The organism is Micromonospora coxensis, from assembly GCF_900090295.1.
In the GTDB taxonomy this organism is placed as follows: Bacteria; Actinomycetota; Actinomycetes; order Mycobacteriales; family Micromonosporaceae; genus Micromonospora; species Micromonospora coxensis.
Window position 1 is genome coordinate 4,621,614 of record NZ_LT607753.1, and the last position, 18,803, is coordinate 4,640,416.

Here is an 18,803-nt window from a genome sequence, read left to right on the forward strand (position 1 = left end):
CCGCGCGGAGGGTCCGGACCACCACCCCCGTCCCCGAAAAGGTTGGTCCGATGCGAAGTAGACGACTCCGCCTCGCGCTCAGCGCCGCCGCCACCGCCCTCGTCGCGGCCTCCGTGCTGACCGTGATCGGGCGCGCCGACGCGCACACCGTCGCGCCCGTCAACCCCAACGCCTCCGCCTCGACCCGCAGCGTGCTCAACTGGCTGGCCCACCTGCCCAACCGGAGCACCAACCGGATCGCCTCCGGCTTCTTCGGCGGCTACAGCAACAGCGGCTTCTCCCTCGCCCAGACCGAGGAGCTGCGCAACGCCACCGGGCAGTACCCGGCGATCCTCAGCTGCGACTACGGCTCCGGCTGGGCCACCAACAGCGACATCACCGCGCTGGTCGACCACTCCTGCAACGCCAGCCTGAAGTCCTGGTGGAACAGCGGCGGCCTGGTCACCATCAGCGTCCACTCGCCCAGCCCGGCCAACGCCAACGGCGGCGGCCTGAACACCGCGATGGGCAACTTCGCCGACCTGCTCAATCCGTCCACCGAGGCGGGCGCCCGATGGCGGCGACTGCTGGACAAGATGGCCGCCGGCCTGCAGGACCTGGAGAACGCCGGGGTGCCGGTGCTGTTCCGGCCGTTCCACGAGATGAACGGCGACTGGTTCTGGTGGGGCAACCGTGACCAGGGCACCTTCCGGCAGGTCTGGCAGCAGATGCACAGCTACCTCACCGGCACCAAGGGGCTGGACAACCTGCTCTGGATCTACTCCGCCGACTTCAGTCGGGGCAACCGCACCGCCTTCTACCCCGGCGCGTCCTACGTGGACATCGTCGGCATGGACGCCTACGACGACAACCCGCAGACCTCGGGCATCCAGTCCGCGTACCAGGAGCTGACCGCGCTGGGCAAGCCGTTCGCGTTCGCCGAGATCGGACCGGACAGCCAGGGCTCCTTCGACTACGGCAGGTGGATCACCGCCTTCCAGCAGAGCTACCCCCGGACCACCTACTTCCTGGCCTGGAACGACGGCTGGGGCCCGGCGCGCAACGCCGGCGCGAGCACCCTGTTCAACAACTCCTGGATCGCCAACCGGGGCGAGGTCGACCTCGGCACGATCGTCGAGCCGAGCGGTCCGCCGCCGTCCAGCCCACCGCCCGGCGGCACCCTGCTGGCCGGCTTCGAATCGGGCACCGACGGCTGGGCCGGCACCAACGTCACCGGCGGACCGTGGCGGGTCAACGAGTGGGCCGCCCAGGGGAGCTGGTCGCTGAAGTCCGACGTCAACCTCGCCGCCGGCGCCAGCTACCTGCGCCGCACCGTCACCCAGAGCCTGTCCGGGCGGACGACGCTGCGGGCCACCGCCCGGGTCGCCCCGTGGGGCAACCACGCCGCCGGCACCCAGGCCAAGCTGTACGTCAAGACCGGCTCCGGCTGGCAGTGGCACGACGGCGGCGCGGTCACCGTCACCTCCTCGGGGGCGACGCTGACCCTCAACCTGTCCGGCGTGGCCAACCTCGGCGACGTCCGCGAGATCGGCGTGCAGTTCGTCCCGGCCGGCGGGGCCGGCGGCGGCTCCGCCGTGTACGTCGACAACGTCACCGTCCAGTAGCGACGGCGACGGGCCGGCGTGACCACCCCCGGTCACGCCGGCCCGTCCGCGTCCGCGCAGGAGCCGGCGGTCCGGCGGGCGGTGGAGGCGACGTGGTGGACGTCTTCGGCCCTGCAGCTCCTTCGACCCGGCGGCGGCGCTGCGGTCCGGCCGAAGGGGCCGGCGGTGGGCCGGCCGGATCTGGCGGCCCGCCCGCCCGGTGGCTACGCTTCGATGGTTCGCCGCCCGGGAGGCGGTCCTCAGCCCTGAGGTGCGCGCCCACAGAAGAGAGCCGGAGCGACCACCGTGCTGCCCCACGACGTCCGCCGCGAGGCGGTCACCCCGCGCACCCGCCGGGTCGGCGTCGTCGTCGCGGCGGCGGTCGTCCTCGTCGAGGCGGTCTGGCTGGTCGTCGCGCTGCCGCAGGCGGCGCTGGTCAGCGACCTGGGCGCGATCACGGTGGCGTCCTGGGCCACGGTCGCGTGCGCGAACGCGGCCCGCCGGCACCCGGCGCCGCTGCGCCGGTTCTGGACCCTGCTCGCGGTCACCATGGGGCTGGCCGCCGCCGGCCGTACGCTCTGGGCCGTCGAGCGGATCGGCAGTCAGGAGCTGCCGCACACCTTCCTGATCGGGGCGGTCTTCACCACCGGGATCGTCACCGGCACCGCGGCCCTGCTCTGCTCGCTGTCCGCGCCCCGCAGCCTCGTCGGCCGGGCCCGCACCCTGCTCGACGGGGTGATCGTCGGGCTCGCGCTGATCCCGATCGGCTGGGTCGTGGTGTTCCGGGACATCGCCACCGCCGACCTCGCCGATCCGCTGCGCACCTTCGGCCTGCTCTACCCGATGCTCGACCTGATGCAGCTGACCATCCTGGTCGCGGTCGCCGGACCGAGGCGTCCGGTGTGGCGGCCGCTGACCCTGATCGGGGCGAGCCTGGCCGTCCGGGCCGGGGCCGACGCGGTCTACGTCTCGCTGGTCGCGCACCACAGCTACGCCCCCGGACACCCGATCGACCTCTGCTGGCCGCTGAGCTACCTGCTGGTCGCGGTGGCGGCGAGCCAACCGCCGCCACCGCCGCGCTGCGAGGGCGTCGACGAAAGCGCCGAGTCGCCGCTGCCGCCCTGGTGGCGGGTGGCCCTGCCGTACCTGCCGGTGGGCGGGGCGATCATCGCGGTGGTGCTCGCCCGCCGTCCCAGCGGGCAGACCCCGCACCTCGTCTTCACCGGCATGATGGCCCTGCTCGGCGTGCTGGCGCTGCGCCAGGGGCTGGCCGCCAACGAGAACCTGCGGCTGGTCGGCCGGCTGCGCCGGCTGGCGTACACCGACCAGCTCACCGGGCTGCCGAACCGGCTGATGTTCAACCGGCGGCTGCGCCGGGCGCTGCGCGACGGCCCACCGGTCGCCGTGCTGCTGCTCGACCTGGACGGGTTCAAGCAGGTCAACGACCGGTTCGGCCACGCCACCGGGGACGCCCTGCTGACCGCCATCGCCGGCCGGATGCGGGACGCGGTCGGCGACGACGGCGACATCGCCCGGCTCGGCGGCGACGAGTTCGCGGTCCTGGTCGACGCGACCCGGCCGGTGTCGCCGGAACGGCTCGCCGAGCGGCTGCTCGCCGCCCTGCAACCGTCGCCCGGCGAGGAGGACGTCGGCATCCACCCGTCGGCCAGCATCGGCATCGCCGAGTACGGCCCGCAGCACGCCTCGTACACCGACGTGCTCCGCGACGCCGACATCGCCATGTACGCGGCCAAGGCCGCCGGGAAGTCGGCGTACCGGACCTGCACGCCGGCGCTGCGGGAGTCCGCGGTGACCCGGGCGGAGCTGATCGCCGACCTGCGCCGGGCGGTCGACGAGCGGCAGTTGCACCTGGACTACCAGCCGATCGTCGACCTGGCCACCGGCGCGGTACGCAGCGCGGAGGCGCTGGTCCGCTGGCGGCATCCCCGGCTGGGGCTGCTCGCTCCGGCGGCGTTCCTGCCGTTGGCGGAGGAGACCGGGCTGATCGTGCCGATCGACCGCTGGGTGATCCACGAGGCGTGCCGGGCCGCCGCCGGGTGGCGTGAGCGGGTGCCCGAGGCGACCGTCGCGGTCAACATCGCCGCCGCCCATCTGCGCCGGCCGGACCTGATCGCCACGGTCACCTCGGCCACCGCCAGCGCCGGCCTGGCTCCCCGCGCGTTGACCCTGGAGCTGACCGAGTCGGCCTTGATCGACGGCAGCGAGTCCGTGCTGGAACGGCTCGCCCAACTGCGGGATCTGGGCATCCGCATCGCCATCGACGACTTCGGCACCGGCTACTCCTCGCTGAGCTACCTGCACCGCATCCCGGCCACCGAGCTGAAGATCGACCGCTCCTTCGTGGCCCGGCTCGACACCGACCCCCGGGCGTACGCCACCGTGGAGATGGTGACCCGGCTCGCGGGCGCGTTCGACCTGATGGTGGTGGCCGAGGGGGTGGAGACCGAGGAACAGCACGCGGCGGTCACCGCGATCGGCTGCGTCCACGGCCAGGGCTACCGGTACGGCCGCCCCGGCGCCCTCACCACCCTCCACCCCCACCCCACCCCCGCCTGACCCCCCACCCACCCTTCCCCCGGCGCCCGCCTCACCCCTCGCCCCGCGCCCGCCCCGCGCCCGCGCCCGCGGCCCGCGCCCGCCTCGCCGCCGGCGCCCCGGGGCGCTCTTTCAGAGAAAGAGTGGCTATTCACGGCCCGATAGCCACTCTTTCTCTGAAAGAGCGGCTGACTGGGGGTGGTGGTTCTCGCGTTCCAGGAGGCGCGGCAGGGTGGAGCGGGGGGGGGGGGGGGGGGGGGTGGGGTGGGCGGAGGGCCTGGGGTGGGGCGGGTACAAGGTCCCGGAGAGGACAGGGGGTTCGGCCCTGACCGGGGGCGTCCATGATCGCGCACGATATTGCTCGACACACCGACGCGCCCCTTACGCCCCCTCGGGAGATACCAGATGAAGCGCCGCACCCTCGACCTGCTGCTCAGCATCGGCGGCCTGGGCCTCACGGTCCTGCTGCTCGTCGCCGGCATCGTGCTCACCACGAACGCCAACTTCGCCAACGACTACGTGCGTGACCAGATGGGTGCGCAACACATCTCCTTCACACCGGCGGACAAGCTCAGCGACGAGGAGAAGAAGGCCGACTGCCTGGTCGAGTACGCCGGCCAGCCGCTGACCACCGGCAAGCAGGCCGAGTGCTACGCCAACGAGTACATCGGGCTGCACCTGAAGAACATTGCCGGCGGCAAGACGTACGCCGACCTGGGCGAGCCGCAGAGCGAGCTGAAGGCGAAGGTGAAGGCCGCCACCGAGGCGAACGACCCGGCCCTGGCCGACCTGCAGAAGCAGCTCGCCGAGGTGACCGGCCAGCGGGACACCGTCTTCAAGGGCGAGACGCTGCGCGGGCTGCTGCTCACCTCGTACGGCTTCAGCGAGTTCGGCCGCAAGGCCGGGCAGGCGGCCCTGGTCACCTTCATCGCCGCCGGGCTGCTCCTGCTGCTGTCGATCGCCGGTCTGGTGCACGCCTTCCGCACCCCGGCCAGCCAGGCCTTCGCCGCCCCCGAGCCGACGAAGGACCGGCTGAACGCCTGACCGCCCCGACCCGGCCGCCCCCGCTCTCCCCGACCCCCTCGGGAGACCGGGGGCGGCCGCGTTTCCACCCCCGAAAGGTCCGCCCGCCCCGCAGAATTCAGGGGCGGGCCACTGCCCGCCTTGCCGGGCGGGGCTGTCCCGCCCTGCCGGGTACGGGTGTCCCGCTCTGCCGGACGCGGGTGTCTGTCTTGCCGGGCGGGGCTGTCCGCCGTGCCGGGCACGGGCGTCCCGCCTTGCCGGGCGTGGGTGTCCGCCTTGCCGGGCGTGGGTGCCCACCTTGCCGGGCGTGGGTGTCCGCCGGATCGCCGGTCCCGGGGGCCGTGGCGCCGGCGCGGGGCCGCCCGACTGACCGCGGTGCCGAATCGGGCTTGACCCTCACGCGGCGGGAGGCGGGAGCCTTGGTCGCGGAAGGGAGGGAACCATGGCGTACACGGTGGGGCAGGTGGCGAAGGCGGCCCGGGTGACGGTCCGGACGCTGCACCACTACGACGAGATCGGGCTGCTGTCGCCCGGCGGGCGTACCCCGGCGGGCTACCGCCGCTACGACGACGCGGACCTGGAGCGGTTGCAGCACATCCGCTTCTACCGAGAGCTGGGGTTCCCGCTGGAGGAGATCGCGGCGATCCTCGACGACCCGGACGCGGACCCGGCGGCGCACCTGCGCCGGCAGCACGAGCTGCTCACCGACCGGATCGGCCGGCTCCGGGAGATGGTCGCGGCGATCGAGATCGCGATGGAGGCGAGACGGATGGAGATCAGGCTCACGCCGGAGGAGCGCTTCGAGGTCTTCGGCGACTTCGACCCAGACGCGCACGCCGAGGAGGCGGAGCGACGATGGGGCGGCAGCGAGGCGTACCGGGAGTCGACCCGGCGGACGGCCGGCTACTCCAAGGAGGACTGGCTGCGCAACAAGGCCGAGAACGAGGAGTGGGGGCGACGGCTCGTCGAGGTGATGGCCTCCGGCGCGCCGGCGGACTCGCCGGCGGCGATGGCGCTGGCCGAGGAGCACCGGCAGCTCATCACCCGCTGGTTCTACGACTGCTCGTACGAGGTCCACACCGGGCTGGCCGACCTGTACGTGGCGGATCCCCGGTTCACCGCGCACTACGAGCAGATCGCACCCGGGATGACGGCGTACCTCGCCGAGGCGATCCACGCCAACGCGATCAGCCGCGCCTGATCGATGAGTCGGGTGCCTCCCCGGGGTCTACCCTCGGGGAGGCACCCACCTTCCGACCATGCCCGCACCACCGGAGGTCCGCAGTGCTCATCGTCGCCGGCACCCTGTACGTCGATCCGGCCGGGCGGGACGCCTACCTGGCCTCCTGCGTGGAGGTCGTCCGGCAGGCGCGGTCCGCGCCCGGCTGCGTCGACTTCGCGATCAGCGCCGACCTGGTCGAGCCGGCCCGGATCAACGTGTACGAGCGCTGGGAGAGCGACGAGCGGTTGCTCGCTTTCCGGGGTGCCGGGCCCGCCGAGGAGCAGGTGACGGCGATCCGTGGCGCGGAGGTGCACAAGTTCCGCATCTCCGGCGTCGAGGCCCCCTGAGGCGGCGTCGGTCGGATTGGTCGCGGGGCCCGATCGACGCCGGTCAGCGCCAGGCCGGCGGGTAGCCGGAGGCCCGCGCGCACCCCGGCAAGGCGACGGCCGGTCAGCGCCAGGCCGGCGGGCCGAGCATGGCCGAGGTCACGACGTGCCGGTCGTCCGGTGCAGGAAGGCGCGGATCAGGTCGGCGATCTCGGCGCCGTGGGTCTCCAGCGCGAAGTGGCCGGTGTCCAGCAGGTGGATCTCCGCCTCGGGCAGGTCCCGGGCGTACGCCTCGGCGCCGGCGGCCCCGAAGATCTCGTCGTGCCGTCCCCAGGTGACCAGCGTCGGCGGCCGGTGCTCGCGGAAGTAGCGCTGGAAGTCGGGGTACGCGTCGAGGTTGAACTGGTAGTCCCAGAACAGTTGGAGCTGGATCTCGGCGTTGCCGGGCCGCTCCAGGCCCGCCTGGTCGAGCAGCCAGGTCTCCGGGGCGATCCGGTCCAGCAGGTCGGCGGGGACCCCGTGGGTGTACTGCCACCGGGTCGACTCGGGCGTCAGCAGTCGGCGGACGGCCGGCTCGTGGGTGGCGCGGTCCTTGGCGTGGGCGAAGAGGACGTCCCAGAACGGGGTGAAGCCCTCGAGGTACGCGTTGCCGCTCTGCGCGATGAGCCCGGTGACCCGGTCCGGGTGGCGGGTGGCGATCCGCAGGCCGATCGGCGCGCCGTAGTCGTGCAGGTAGAGGGCGAAGCGGTGGACGCCGAGGGTGTCCAGCAGTGCCTCGGTCACCTCGGCGAGCCGGTCGAAGCGGTAGTCGAACTCGCCGAGCGGGGGTGCGGAGGAGTGGCCGAACCCGACGTGGTCGGGGGCGATCAGGTGGTACTCGTCGGCCAGGGCGGGGATCAGGTCGCGGAACATGTGCGAGCTGGTCGGGAAGCCGTGCAGCAGGACGAGGGTGGGGCGGGCGGGGTCGCCGGCCTCCCGGTAGAAGATCTGCTGGCCCTGCACCTCGACGGTCCGGTGGCGGGTGGCGGACAGGGACACGGGGACTCCTCGACAGTCGGGAGAACGATCGTTCTCCGGTTGCCTGCTACGGTAGGAGAACGAACGTTCTCCGCGCAAGGGGGATCCGCTGTGGACCAGGCGACAGCCGAGGAGCGGCTGCTGGCCGCCGCCGACACGCTCTTCTACGAGCGCGGCGTGCAGGCCGTCGGGATGGACGCCATCCGGCAGGCGTCCGGGGTGTCGCTCAAGCGGGCGTACCAGCTCTTCCCGTCCAAGGAGCAGCTGGTCGAGGCGGTGCTGCGTCGGCGGGACCGGGCCGTGCTCGCCGGGCTGGAGGCGTACACCTCGGCCCGGGCGACCCCGACGGCGCGCATCCTCGCCGTCTTCGACTACCTCGACGACTGGTTCCGGCAGCCGGACTTCCGCGGCTGCGCGTTCATCAACTCGTACGCCGAGCTGGGGGGCGTCTCGGCGGGGGTGGCGGACCTCGTACGCGGTCACAAGCGGGCCTTCACCGCGCACCTGGCCGCCCTCGTCGCGGCGGCCGGCGAGCCACCCGCCCTCGCCGACCAGCTCGCCATCCTCGCCAACGGCGCGATGGTCACCGCCGCGATCACCGGCAGCCCCGAGCCGGCCCGCCAGGCCGCCGACGTGGCGCGCCGCCTGCTCGCCGCTCAGGGGGCCACGTAGTCGTAGACCGTGCGGGCGAGCCGGCGGACGAGATCGGCGCCGGAGGGCTCCGGGCCGGAGGTGAGGAAGGCGACGGCCGTCTCCGCGCCCGGGATCAGGTAGTAGCCGACATCGTGCGAGGCGTCCGGCAGCTCACCGGTCTTGTGCGCGACCGGGGTGCCGGGCGGCAACGCGGCGGGGATCTTGCTGTTGAGCGTCTGCTCCCGCATGAAGCCGATCATCAGGTCGCGGGAGGCCGGGGTGAGGATCTGCGCGTCCCAGACCGCGCCGAGCAGCGAGATGACGTCGTCCGGGCTGGTGTAGTTCTCCTCGCCCCGGGCGGCGGCCTCGGTGTCGAGCATCTTGCGGGCCAGCACGGTCTGCCGCTGGTTCATCGAGTCGGCCAGCGCGTTCATCGGCGCGAACCCGCCCAGGTAATTGATCAGCACGTTCGTGGCCGTGTTGTCGCTGTACTCGATCATGTACTCGGCGAGCTTGCGCAGGGTCGCCAGCTGCGGGATCTGCTCGAACTGCAACTGGCCGGTGCCGCCGACCACGTCGGCCTGGGTGACCAGCACCCGTTCGTCGAGCGACACCTGGCCGCAGTCGACCCGACGCAGCAACTCGACCAGGATCCACAGCTTGATCACACTGGCCGCCTTCGGGCGCAGCGTGCCGTTGACCGCGACCTGCTGCATGCCGTACCGGCCGGAGAGGTCGCGGACCGTCGCCCCGGCCTGGTTGCCGGTGGCCGGCGCGCCGGCCACCACCGACGCGAGCCGGCCGGTCAGCGGGAGCAGGGCCCGGCCGGCCGCCGGGTCGGTGGGCGGCATCGGGTTGGTGACCACCTCGCCGACGTGCCAGTCGAAGCGGGCGTGCGGCGGGAACACCATGAGCAGGCCCCGGGAGCGGCCGACCAGCGGCACGTCGTACCGGTAGGTCGTACCCCCGACGGTGAGCCGGCCGCTGGCGGACCCGGCGGTGACCCGCATGCCCGGGTCGGCGACCCGGCCGGTGTCGCCGTCGCAGGCCCGGTAGCGGACGGTGCGCGCGGCGGCGTCGACCGAGAAGACCCCGCCGGGGAAGGCCAGCCAGGCCACCGGGTCGGCCGGTGGGCGTGGCGGCAGCGGACCCGGGCCGCCGTCGGCGACCGCCGGGGCCGCGACCAGCGCCACCGTCGCGGCGGCGACCACCGCCACGAGCCTCATCCCGGGTACGCGGCGCGGCGAAGACGAGCACCGCTTGTCTGTTTCGCTCACGTTCGCACGGTAAGCGGGTCGCTGTCCGGTCCCCTCGCCGCCGCACCCCGGTCACCCGTCCGAGGGTGCCTGCTCGCCCGGCCGGACGTGAATCGACGCGGCGACTCCGCCCAACGTGCGCGGATGGATCCACCGATCGGGTGAAAGATCCGCAATGCCGGTTCCACCCACGCCGGTCCGCTGTTAACCCGTACGACACCCCGGTTGGTGGCTCGCGCGGCGGAGGAGTCGGCGTGGCAGAGACTGATTCGACGGGTTCCACCTGGCGCTACACGTGGGCGTGCAAGCAGAACGAGCGCCGGCAGCACACGTACCGCGAGGCCGAGACGGCCTGGCGGCGGCGCGACGACGAGTTGCGCCGGCTGCGCGGCCTCGCCGCCGACCTGCGCGGCTCGGTGGCGGCGGGCAGCGGACTGCCCCTGGAACTGGCCCCCGGCGAGGTGGTCTTCCGGGCCTGGCCGGCCGCCCAGCTGGTCGAGGTGCGGCACACGGCGGTGCTGCCCGCCCCGGACCTGACCGTCGAGCCGCACCCGGCGCCGCTGCGCCTGCGACCTCCCGACGGGGTCCGCGCCACCGACGCCGGGATGGCCGTGATCACCAACCGCCGTCTGGTGTTCGTCGGCGGCAGCGGCCGGCGTGACTGGGCGTACGGGCGGATGACTGGCCTGTCCCACGACCCGGCGGCCCCGGTGACCCTGGTCCAGGTCCTCGACCGCAAGCAGACCGGCGGCCTGCTGCTGCCCGCCACCGAGGCGGCCGACTTCCGCTTCGTGCTCACCCTCGCCTTCGCCGACGCCATCGAGCAGCGCGACACCGTCCTCGCGCAGCTCGATGAGCTGATCGCCGAGCACGACCAGACCCGGCCGTTCCGCCCGGCGATCGCCACCCCGGCGCAGGCCCGGCTCACCGCCCGCGTCCCCGGTGGACGCCGTACCGTCGCCGTCGCCGTCGCGTTGACCCTGGTCGTGCCGGCGGTGCTGCTCGAATCCGACCCGCCGGTGCGGCCCGGCTCCGAGGTCGCCGCCGCCGCCACCCCCGCGCCGGCGAAGTCGAGCGCGCCGAAGGCCGGACCCGCCACCAAGCCCCGGCCGAAGCCCGCGCCGTCGCGCAGCGCCGAGCCGGCCGAGCGGCGCTGCGGCGCCCCGGCCAACCCGATGGGGTACGACTATTGCGGCGGCGAGCGGATCCGCCGGCCCGACCACCGGGTCTGTGACCACTTCGACTGCGTGCAGGAGTTCTACTCCGGGCGTGGCTACCTGGTGCTGTGCAAGGACGGGTCGGTCAGCCTGACCGGCGGGCGGCGCAACGCCTGCGCCGGCCACGAGGGGGTCCGCCGCACCATCTTCACCTGACCGGCCCGTCGGCCCGCTGGCCTGTCGGCCTGTTGCTCGGCGGCGTGGCCACCTGCTGGTCAGCACTCTGTCGTTCCCCGGCCCCGGGTCGCCTCGGCCCGGGCTCGCGGCCGGGGAGGTCAGGTCGACGGCGGGGTGTCGAAGTCGGGCACGGTCAGGGTGCCGTCGTCGGCGAGCGGGAAGCCCGGGTTCCAGGCGATCTCCCACACGTGACCGTCGGGGTCGGTGAAACAGCCGGCGTACCCGCCGTAGAAGGTGTCGGCGGCGGGGCGGGTGATCCGCGTCCCCGCCTCGGCAGCCGTGGCGAGGATCGCGTCGACCTCGGCGCGGGAGCGGACGTTCTGCGCGAGCGTCATCGCGCCCGGCCCGGTGTCCGGCACGCCCGCGTCGGCGGCCAGCTTCTGTCGGCCCCAGAGCACCAGCGCCAGGCCGCCGGCCTGGAAGAAGACCGTCTCCTCGACCTCCTGGCCGCGCCAGCCGAGCCGCTCGTAGAAGGCGCGGGCGCGGGGCAGGTCGGTGACGCCGAGGGTGACCAGGCTGATCCGTTGCTCCATGCCCGCGGACGCTACCGGGGCCGGGTGGCACCCTCGTAGAGCGCCGCGAACGGTGGCGGTACGAGCGCTCTGTCCACCGTGGCGCACCTCCGCGTAATGGTCATTGACTATCAACCGTTCGGCGGATAGCGTCCTTCGTGCGTTGTCATCCAGCAATCAATCACGGGGGTTCTTGGTGGATGCGCTGACCGGACTCTGTCCATCCTGCCCGGCCTGCCGATGACGCTCGTCGGCATCGCCCTGCTGCTGCTCTTCCTGCTCGCGCTGCTGGTGCCCGTCTTCGCCCGGGCCGTGCACCGCGTCAACTGCGACCTCGCCACGCTCGCCGCGCTGCCCGCGTCCGTCGAACCGGCTCCGATGGATTACGCCTCCACGGATCCGTCGCTCGACCGGCTGCACGCCTCGTAGCGAGGATGCGACATGGCGGTGTCACGGTCCGACCTGAGCGCACGTCGCCAGGGAACGGACTCCGCATCGCATCGCATCGCAGGGCACGGCGCAGCGCCAGCCCTTGAACGGGCGAGAGGAGCTGGCTGTGTGATCACCCCGCCCCGTTGGCTGTGCTGGACGACGCTCGCGTCCACGTCCAGCACCACCATCTCGCAGGGCGTGGCGGGCCTCGGTCGGCCCGTGGAATCGTCACGGGCAGCCTGGCCGCAGTGCTGGCGCTGATCTCCGGTGCCGCCTCTCCGGTGCCGCCCTGGTGATCCACCGCCCAGCTTCGAGCGCGTCACCGCCGCGCGACGGCCAGCGGCAGCAGGCCGATCAACACGAGGGCTGCGCCAACCGGTAGCAGGTCCAGGTCGACGGCGATCGCTACGAACCCGACCAGCACCAGCACCGGACCCCACGGCGGTAGCAGCCGCGGCCGTACGACGACCGCCCGCACCAGCAGCGCCAACAGGCCCAGCTCGAACAGGGCCGGCCCGAGGAGGAAGATCGGGCCGGGGATCTCCGCCAGGTCCTCGAGGCCGGGGAACAGGTCGTAGACGACCACCCAGAGGAAGCCGGCCACGCCGAGCAGGGTGGCCGCGGTCGCGACCGTCAGCCCCGGCCGCCACCCGGCCGGCAGCAGTACCTGGTGCAGCCGCAGCGCCAGCACGGCGAAGACCAGGATGCCGAAGCCGAACGCGACGTGCCCGACATCCCAGGCCCAGCCATTGCCCCGGTCACCGTCGAGCCCGTCGGCGACGCGGAACAGGCCGTAGACGAGCAGCAACAACGGGGCGACGAGGGCGGGCAGCCGCAGCGACGGGGTGGTACGGGCATCGGTGAACGTCATCGGCCCAGGCTGGCAAGACGGCGGTCGCCGGGCATCCGGGCGTACCCGTAATCCGCCCCCGAGGACACCCCGGATTCTCTCGTCAGGCTCCCGGTGGCACGGCTGTCGCATCATGTACGACGTGATCGACCTCAAGCGCAAGCGGCACCCGTCGAAGAAGCACAAGAAACGTGACTGGTGCGACTGCAACTGCGACGGCCCGGACTGCTGCGACTTCGGGCTCTTCTCCTTCCTGCTCACCCTCGGCGCGACCACCGCACAGGTCAGCCGCACGCCGATCGTCGACCGGGCCGGCCGGGCCGCCATCCTCGGCTACCGGCGCTGGTTGTCGCACCGCTGGCCCGGCCAGTGCCGCTACACCCCGACGTGCAGCGCGTACGGCCTCACCGCCGTCGAGAAGTACGGCCTGGCCGTCGGCGGACGGATGGCCGCGGACCGGCTGCGCCGCTGCAAGCCGCACGTGCCGCGCGGCACCCACGACCCGGTCCGATAACCACTCGCCGGCCCCCGCCGGCGGCACTACCGTCGGCGGGCGTGACCCGCACCGTGACCCTCGTCCTGGTCGACCCCACCGGCCGCCCCCTCGGGGCGCTACCCGAGTACGAGGTGGAATCGCCCTGGTGGCAGGAGGTCGATCCGGTGGTGCGGGGCGCGCCCGTCGAGGTGAGCGTGCTGCGCCTGCTGGACGGGCACGGGGACCGGCCGGGCGTCGGCGGCACTGTCCGCTACCTGGCCGAGGTCGCCGAGCCGCCCGCCGTACCGCTGCGCCCGGCGGCAGTGGACCTGGCACCGCATCCGCTGCGCGCCCCGTACGCCGAACCCGGCGGCCCGGCCGCCAGCATCACCTGGGCGCGGGCGGTGCTCGACCGTCTCGGCCGGCCCGCCGGCGAGGTGACGCAGCGACGTACCTGGAACCTGTCGGCGATCTGGCGACTCGACTCACCGCACGCGACGGCCTGGCTCAAGCAGGTGCCCGGCTTCTTCCGGCACGAGGCGGCGGTGCTGCGCCGGCTCGGCTCGCTCACGCCGGGGCGGGTACCCGTACTGCTGGCCGACGACGGCGACGGGCGGATGCTGCTCGACCACGTGCCGGGGGAGGACCGCTACGGCGCCGACCCCGCCGAACGCGCGGCCATCGCCGCTGACCAGCACGACCTCCAGGTACGCGCGCTGCCCCTCGTCGACGACCTCGTCGCGGACGGGGTGCCGGACCTGCGCGGGCCGGCGCTCGCCCGGTGGATCCGCGCGACGATCCCACCGTCGGCGCTGCCCAGCACCAATCCGCTCGACGGGTTGGCGGAGCGGCTGGCGCAGGTGGCGGAGTGCGGGGTGCCCGACACGTTGGTCCACGGCGACCTGCACCCCGGCAACGTGCGCGGTGACGGTGTACGGCGAGTGGTCATCGACTGGGGGGACGCGTTCGTCGGGCACCCGGCGTTCGACATCCTCCGGCTGACCGAAGGGCTGCCCGCGTCCACGGCCGCCCCGCTGCTCGGGGCGTGGTGCGCGCGGTGGCGGGACAGCGTGCCCGGGTGCGATCCGGAGCGGGCGGTGGCGTTGCTGCGTCCGGTGGCGGCGCTGCGGATGGCAGCCGTGTACGCGATGTTCCTCGCCGGGATCGAGCCGAGCGAGCGGATCTACCACGCCGACGACGTGCCCCGCTGTCTGGCGGAAGCGACCTCTGCCGTCGGCTGACGGCGACACGCGTATGTCCTGGCGAGGCGGGCGCGCGGTCCATCTGCCGATCCTGGGGCGCCTCGCCCCGAGCCTTCGACAGGCGACTCGACGTCGGGTTCGCCCCGGCCGTCGATGCCACCTGACCGGCTCGACCGGCAGTCACTCGGGGGCGTGGCAGACCGCCTCGACGTTGTTGCCGTCCGGGTCGCGGACGAACGCGCCGAAGTAGGTCGGGTGGTACTCCGGCCAGACCCGGGGCGCGTGCAGCACCTCCGCGCCCGCCCCGACCGCCGCGTCGTGGAACGCCTGGACCGCCGCGCGGCTCGATGCGGTGAACGCGACGTGCGTCTCGAACCCGGTGCCGGGGGAGGTCGCGGGGCTGATCCAGAAGTCGGGCCGCTCGACGCCGTAGCCGATTACGTCGCCGAACTCCATCATCCGGCGCGCGCCCAGCGTGGCCAGGACGGTGTCGTAGAAGGCGCTGCTGGCGGGGATGTCGCGGGACTGGATGCCGAGGTGGTCGAGCACGGCTGATCTCCCTCGTGTGTGGTGGCGGGGCCAGGCTAAGAACGGCCTACGACAATTGACGGGACGGAAACCGCCAGCCGCCATTCGGGCAGGACTGCTGCCTGATCGATGGTTCTGACCCTCGGTGCCCACAGCGAAGATTCCAACGAAGCCTGTTTCGTGGCGGAGGCGTGCAGCTCACGGATCTCGGGGGTGGCTGTGGTCGGAAAGAAGAGCATCGACGGTTTCTACGCCGATGCGGAAGGTCGTGGCTGGGATGCCCCGGGATACGACTGGGAGAACGACGACCGCCCGGACCAGACCCCGGACAGCTGGCTCGACCGCCTGACCTCGTCGCCGACGACGAGGCGGGTGGGTGCCGCGATGAGAGGAACAGCTCCGAGGGTCAGCAAACCGCCGCCGGCCCGCGCAGCCACCGGTGGTGCACGCGCCGTCCCCAGCCCTCGCCAGCCCAGTGAGCGCGAGATCGCGGAAGCCGCCCACCGGATACGAGCCGAAATTCCAAACATCGGTCCCAAAGGCATCGCCAAGCGGCTCCGCCAACACGGCTGGACACGCGTGGATCACCGCGTCGTCGGTATGGCGTTGCAGCGTCATCCGGCGCCCGCCGCCGGCGGCAAGAAGAACAAGGCGGCACCTGCGTCGCCACCGCGTACCACCGGGCGATCCGAACGCCTCACCGGCCCGGCGAAGAAGACGGGCCAGGCGGGCGGGACCGGTCAAGCCCAGCCGTTGAGCAAGTTCGAGCGAGCCGTCCGTACGGCACGCATCGACATGCCCGGCATGGACGTCGCCGGCATCGTCCGTCGCCTGCGCAGGTACGGGTGGCCTACCTGCACCGACGCGGATGTGCGTCATGCGTTGGGCATGTCGCCGGGGACCGGTCCGGTGAAGTCGGGACGCAGCCGACCGCCGCGCGGCAATGGCTCGGCCACGAAGAGGGCTCAGCCGCTAACCTGCTCACTGCCTGCTGCTGAGATCTGCCCGTCATGCGGAGTACGCGTCTCGATGCTGGGAACGTGCCGCTGCTCCTGACAGCCACCGCGCGTAGCCATACCCGCCCGGGTCGAAGAGCATCTCTGATCGGTGCCAATGTCCCTGTCGCCATAGCAACCGGACGCGCACGCTGGTGATGAGGACCGGCGCCGAGCCCGCCGGCATCAGGGTCGGGAGGCATCATGGCCGCGCAGCTCACCACCCACCCGGCAGCACGGGCCGTCGACAGGTACCGCCCGCTCGGCGTCGCGCTCACCGCCCTCGCGGCGGCCATGGCGACCGCCTCGCTGCTCGGTCCGCTCGGGTTCGACCTGATGCGCTACCGCACCTCGCCGACCACCCTGCACCAACTCCTCGGCAGCGACGCCGCGGCGCTGTTCGTGATGACGCCGCTGGCCCTGGCCGCCGCCGTGCTCGCCCACCGCCGGCACCCGGTCGCGCCGCCGCTGGCCACCGGCGTCGCCGGGTACGCCCTCTACACGTACGCCCAGGTGATCATCGGCCAGGAGTACCTGCGGCTGCCCGGCACCGTGGAACGGTTCTTCCCGCTGCTGCTCGCCGTGTTCCTGCTCGCCGAGGTGGTGCTCGTGCTGGCCTGGCGGGCGCTACCGTCCACCCTGCCCGCGCCGTCGACACGGCTGCGGCGGGCCACCGGCACGACCCTGCTCGTGGCGGCCGGGTTCCTGACGGTCGGGCTGCACCTGCCGTCCATGTTGACCGCCTGGTCGGACCCGACCGCCCTGACCGAGTACGCCTCCAGCCCCACCCCGTTCTGGATGGTCAAGCTGATGGACCTCGGCATCGTCGTCCCGGCCGCCGTGGCCGTCGGCGTCGGCGTGCTGCGACGGGCCGGCTGGGCGCAGCGGGTGGCGTACCCGTTGCTGATCTGGCTGACCTGCCTGGCGGTGTCGGTGACCGCGATGGCGGTGGTGATGCTGGCCGACGGTGACCCGGACGCGTCGCCGGTGCTGGCGGTCGGGTTCGGCGTGGTCACCGTGGCGCTGGCTGGGCTGACAGTGGCGGCCTACCGTTCGCTGTCGGTTCGGCGTGTGCCGGTGAGCAGCGCGCTCTGCTACTGCGCCCCGGACATTCCCCGGGAACTGCTGACCCCGCCGGTGCCGGTCCAGCGCGGGACCCGCTCCCCGGCGCGCAGTGCGCGACGGTGAACCGGGCGAGGTCGTCGGTGACCGGTCAGTCCGCCACCTGACCGGCGGCGCCGGCCGGCGTCCACGTTCCTTCCACCGAGCTTCCACAGGTCACCGGGAGAGTCGACAACAGTCGATCCCGGCCAGTCAGAGCGGCCAGGGTGGCCCGGCAGCGGCGCACCGCCGTGCCTGGAGGAGAACGGGGAAGGACTGATCACCGTGCACCAGACATCGTCCCTGACCAGAAAGCCCCACCTGCGCAGCCTCGCCCTGGTGACCGCCGTGCTGACGGCGGTCACCCTGCCTGTCACCCCGGTCGCGGCGCAGACCCCCGCTGCGCCGGCCCCGCCGCCCGTGACGACCGCGCCTCCCGCATCTGCGGTGGTTCCGATCGCCGCGTCCGAGGTACGCAACTACGCCTGGTTCAACAGCAAGGCGGACGCGGCGGACATGCACGCCGGAGTCGGTGCCCACGTGGCCCGGCTGATCAACGCGACGCCGGCCGGGGCGACGCTCTCGCTCACCCTCTACTTCTTCAACCGGCAGGAGGTCCTCGCCGCCCTCAAGGGGGCCGCCGCCCGGGGCGTGAAGGTGCGGATCGTCATCAACGGCAGTCAGGTCTGGGACGGGGACGCCTACTACAAGGCGCTCAAGGCCATCTCGGGCATCACCGTCGTGGAGTGCGGCACCCGGCGTCCCGACAAGCAGTCGACCCGCGGCTGCATGACCCGCCGCACCGAAGCGTCGCCGCTGCACAACCCGCCGCTGATGCACAACAAGTTCATGACCATCTCCAGCGTCCGGCTGGCCGGCGGCGGGACGGCGAAGAACGTCCTCTACGTCTCGTCGGCCAACCTCGACCACTACCCCGCGTACGAGAACGCCATCACCATCAGCTACACCGGCCTGTACGCCGACTATCTGCACTACTTCAACGCCCTGATGGCCCAGGGCCAATCCGGGGCGAGTGACGCCAACGCCGGGCGTACCTACACGGCCGGTAACCACCGCCTCTACACCTTCCCGCGCCGCGAGGCCGCCGGGACCAAGCCCAGGAGTGGCAGCAACGACCCGATCGTGAGCATCCTCAAGGGGCTGACCTGCTCCAGCAGCACCAGGATCGACCTGGCGAACTTCCGGATCCAGCGCCGCGCGGTGGTGAACGAACTGATCGCCGCCCGCAAGCGCGGCTGCCAGGTCCGGGTCGTCACCGGCGCCAGGACCGGCCGGCCGCACGATGTGGGCGCACCCATGGCGGCGCTGGTGACCCTCGCCAAGGCCATGCCTGTGCACCTCTGCGGCTACACCGAGGCCGGTGGCATCCCGATGCACGAGAAGTTCATCATCATCCGCCAGGCGGGCACGTCGACGCTCTACCTGGGCAGTCACAACCTCACCTACCGGGCGCTGCGCCAGAACGACGAGAACATCCTCGCGTTGCGCAACCACCTACTCGCCAAGCCGTTCCAGCAGCGGTTCGACTCGCACCACAGCACCTGCCGGGTCTACGACCCGAGCAAGGACCCCAACATCCCCGCCTCGGGTGACGTCGCCGACGAATCCACCGACTGACTACCGGCGGTCCCGGTGCCGGGGCCGGACCCACCACGGGCCGGCCCCGGCACCGCTACA

At 72.8% G+C, this 18,803-nt stretch carries 18 protein-coding genes; 13 read left to right on the plus strand and 5 right to left on the minus strand.

The window, feature by feature from the left end; translation table 11 throughout:
* The first annotated feature begins 50 nt into the window (after positions 1-50).
* The 5 genes from GA0070614_RS21185 to GA0070614_RS21205 all read left to right on the plus strand — a co-directional run bounded on the left by GA0070614_RS21185 (position 51) and on the right by GA0070614_RS21205 (position 6,731).
* On the plus strand, positions 51-1,604 hold the full coding sequence (locus GA0070614_RS21185; RefSeq protein WP_088977600.1) for a glycosyl hydrolase: 1,554 nt from the start codon (positions 51-53) through the stop codon (positions 1,602-1,604).
* 285 nt (positions 1,605-1,889) lie between these two features.
* The gene (locus tag GA0070614_RS21190; RefSeq protein ID WP_231933344.1) at positions 1,890-4,160 is read left to right on the plus strand and encodes a putative bifunctional diguanylate cyclase/phosphodiesterase; all 2,271 of its coding nucleotides are present in this window, start codon (positions 1,890-1,892) and stop codon (positions 4,158-4,160) included.
* A 384-nt stretch (positions 4,161-4,544) separates the two neighbouring features.
* A complete protein-coding gene (locus tag GA0070614_RS21195) occupies positions 4,545-5,183 on the plus strand; it encodes a hypothetical protein (protein WP_088977601.1) in 639 nt (212 codons plus the stop codon).
* A 421-nt stretch (positions 5,184-5,604) separates the two neighbouring features.
* A complete protein-coding gene (locus GA0070614_RS21200; protein ID WP_088977602.1) occupies positions 5,605-6,363 on the plus strand; it encodes a MerR family transcriptional regulator in 759 nt (252 codons plus the stop codon).
* A gap of 83 nt (positions 6,364-6,446) precedes the next feature.
* Positions 6,447-6,731 carry a putative quinol monooxygenase gene (locus GA0070614_RS21205; RefSeq protein ID WP_088977603.1) on the plus strand — a complete coding sequence of 95 codons (285 nt, stop codon included), beginning with the start codon at positions 6,447-6,449 and terminating at the stop codon, positions 6,729-6,731.
* A gap of 138 nt (positions 6,732-6,869) precedes the next feature.
* Here GA0070614_RS21205 and GA0070614_RS21210 read toward each other — a convergent pair whose 3' ends face one another.
* Entirely contained in the window at positions 6,870-7,748 is an 879-nt protein-coding gene (locus GA0070614_RS21210) for an alpha/beta fold hydrolase (protein WP_088977604.1), read from the minus strand.
* Positions 7,749-7,838: 90 nt separating this feature from the next.
* Here GA0070614_RS21210 and GA0070614_RS21215 point away from each other — a divergent pair, with 90 nt between their 5' ends.
* A complete protein-coding gene (locus GA0070614_RS21215) occupies positions 7,839-8,399 on the plus strand; it encodes a TetR/AcrR family transcriptional regulator (RefSeq protein ID WP_088977605.1) in 561 nt (186 codons plus the stop codon).
* Here the strand turns inward: GA0070614_RS21215 and GA0070614_RS21220 are convergent.
* Positions 8,384-9,586, minus strand: coding sequence for a serine hydrolase (locus GA0070614_RS21220; RefSeq protein WP_088977606.1), 1,203 nt, complete (start codon positions 9,584-9,586; stop codon positions 8,384-8,386). The two genes, GA0070614_RS21215 and GA0070614_RS21220, sit on opposite strands and share 16 nt — an antisense overlap.
* Before the next feature lie 284 nt (positions 9,587-9,870).
* On the opposite strand from GA0070614_RS21220, the gene GA0070614_RS21225 reads away from it, so the two are divergent.
* A complete protein-coding gene (locus GA0070614_RS21225) occupies positions 9,871-10,989 on the plus strand; it encodes a hypothetical protein (RefSeq protein WP_088977607.1) in 1,119 nt (372 codons plus the stop codon).
* A gap of 119 nt (positions 10,990-11,108) precedes the next feature.
* On the opposite strand, the gene GA0070614_RS21230 is transcribed toward GA0070614_RS21225, so the two are convergent.
* Positions 11,109-11,543: a VOC family protein gene (locus GA0070614_RS21230; RefSeq protein WP_088977608.1), complete on the minus strand. Its 435-nt coding sequence runs from the start codon at positions 11,541-11,543 to the stop codon at positions 11,109-11,111.
* Positions 11,544-11,762: 219 nt separating this feature from the next.
* Here GA0070614_RS21230 and GA0070614_RS21235 point away from each other — a divergent pair, with 219 nt between their 5' ends.
* The gene (locus GA0070614_RS21235; RefSeq protein WP_088977609.1) at positions 11,763-11,951 is read left to right on the plus strand and encodes a hypothetical protein; all 189 of its coding nucleotides are present in this window, start codon (positions 11,763-11,765) and stop codon (positions 11,949-11,951) included.
* 322 nt (positions 11,952-12,273) lie between these two features.
* Here the strand turns inward: GA0070614_RS21235 and GA0070614_RS21240 are convergent, their stop codons facing one another.
* Positions 12,274-12,825: a hypothetical protein gene (locus GA0070614_RS21240; protein ID WP_088977610.1), complete on the minus strand. Its 552-nt coding sequence runs from the start codon at positions 12,823-12,825 to the stop codon at positions 12,274-12,276.
* A 112-nt stretch (positions 12,826-12,937) separates the two neighbouring features.
* Here GA0070614_RS21240 and yidD point away from each other — a divergent pair, with 112 nt between their 5' ends.
* Entirely contained in the window at positions 12,938-13,318 is a 381-nt protein-coding gene (gene yidD, locus GA0070614_RS21245; protein ID WP_088977611.1) for a membrane protein insertion efficiency factor YidD, read from the plus strand.
* Between the two features lie 41 nt (positions 13,319-13,359).
* Positions 13,360-14,520: a phosphotransferase family protein gene (locus GA0070614_RS21250; RefSeq protein WP_088977612.1), complete on the plus strand. Its 1,161-nt coding sequence runs from the start codon at positions 13,360-13,362 to the stop codon at positions 14,518-14,520.
* Positions 14,521-14,661: 141 nt separating this feature from the next.
* Here GA0070614_RS21250 and GA0070614_RS21255 read toward each other — a convergent pair whose 3' ends face one another.
* Entirely contained in the window at positions 14,662-15,030 is a 369-nt protein-coding gene (locus GA0070614_RS21255) for a VOC family protein (protein WP_088977613.1), read from the minus strand.
* A 108-nt stretch (positions 15,031-15,138) separates the two neighbouring features.
* Here GA0070614_RS21255 and GA0070614_RS30310 point away from each other — a divergent pair, with 108 nt between their 5' ends.
* The 3 genes from GA0070614_RS30310 to GA0070614_RS21265 all read left to right on the plus strand — a co-directional run bounded on the left by GA0070614_RS30310 (position 15,139) and on the right by GA0070614_RS21265 (position 18,743).
* Positions 15,139-16,065 carry a hypothetical protein gene (locus GA0070614_RS30310; RefSeq protein ID WP_157745055.1) on the plus strand — a complete coding sequence of 309 codons (927 nt, stop codon included), beginning with the start codon at positions 15,139-15,141 and terminating at the stop codon, positions 16,063-16,065.
* Positions 16,066-16,208: 143 nt separating this feature from the next.
* Entirely contained in the window at positions 16,209-17,192 is a 984-nt protein-coding gene (locus tag GA0070614_RS21260) for a hypothetical protein (RefSeq protein ID WP_088977614.1), read from the plus strand.
* 198 nt (positions 17,193-17,390) lie between these two features.
* The gene (locus GA0070614_RS21265; RefSeq protein WP_157745056.1) at positions 17,391-18,743 is read left to right on the plus strand and encodes a phospholipase D-like domain-containing protein; all 1,353 of its coding nucleotides are present in this window, start codon (positions 17,391-17,393) and stop codon (positions 18,741-18,743) included.
* The last annotated feature ends 60 nt before the right edge of the window (positions 18,744-18,803 follow it).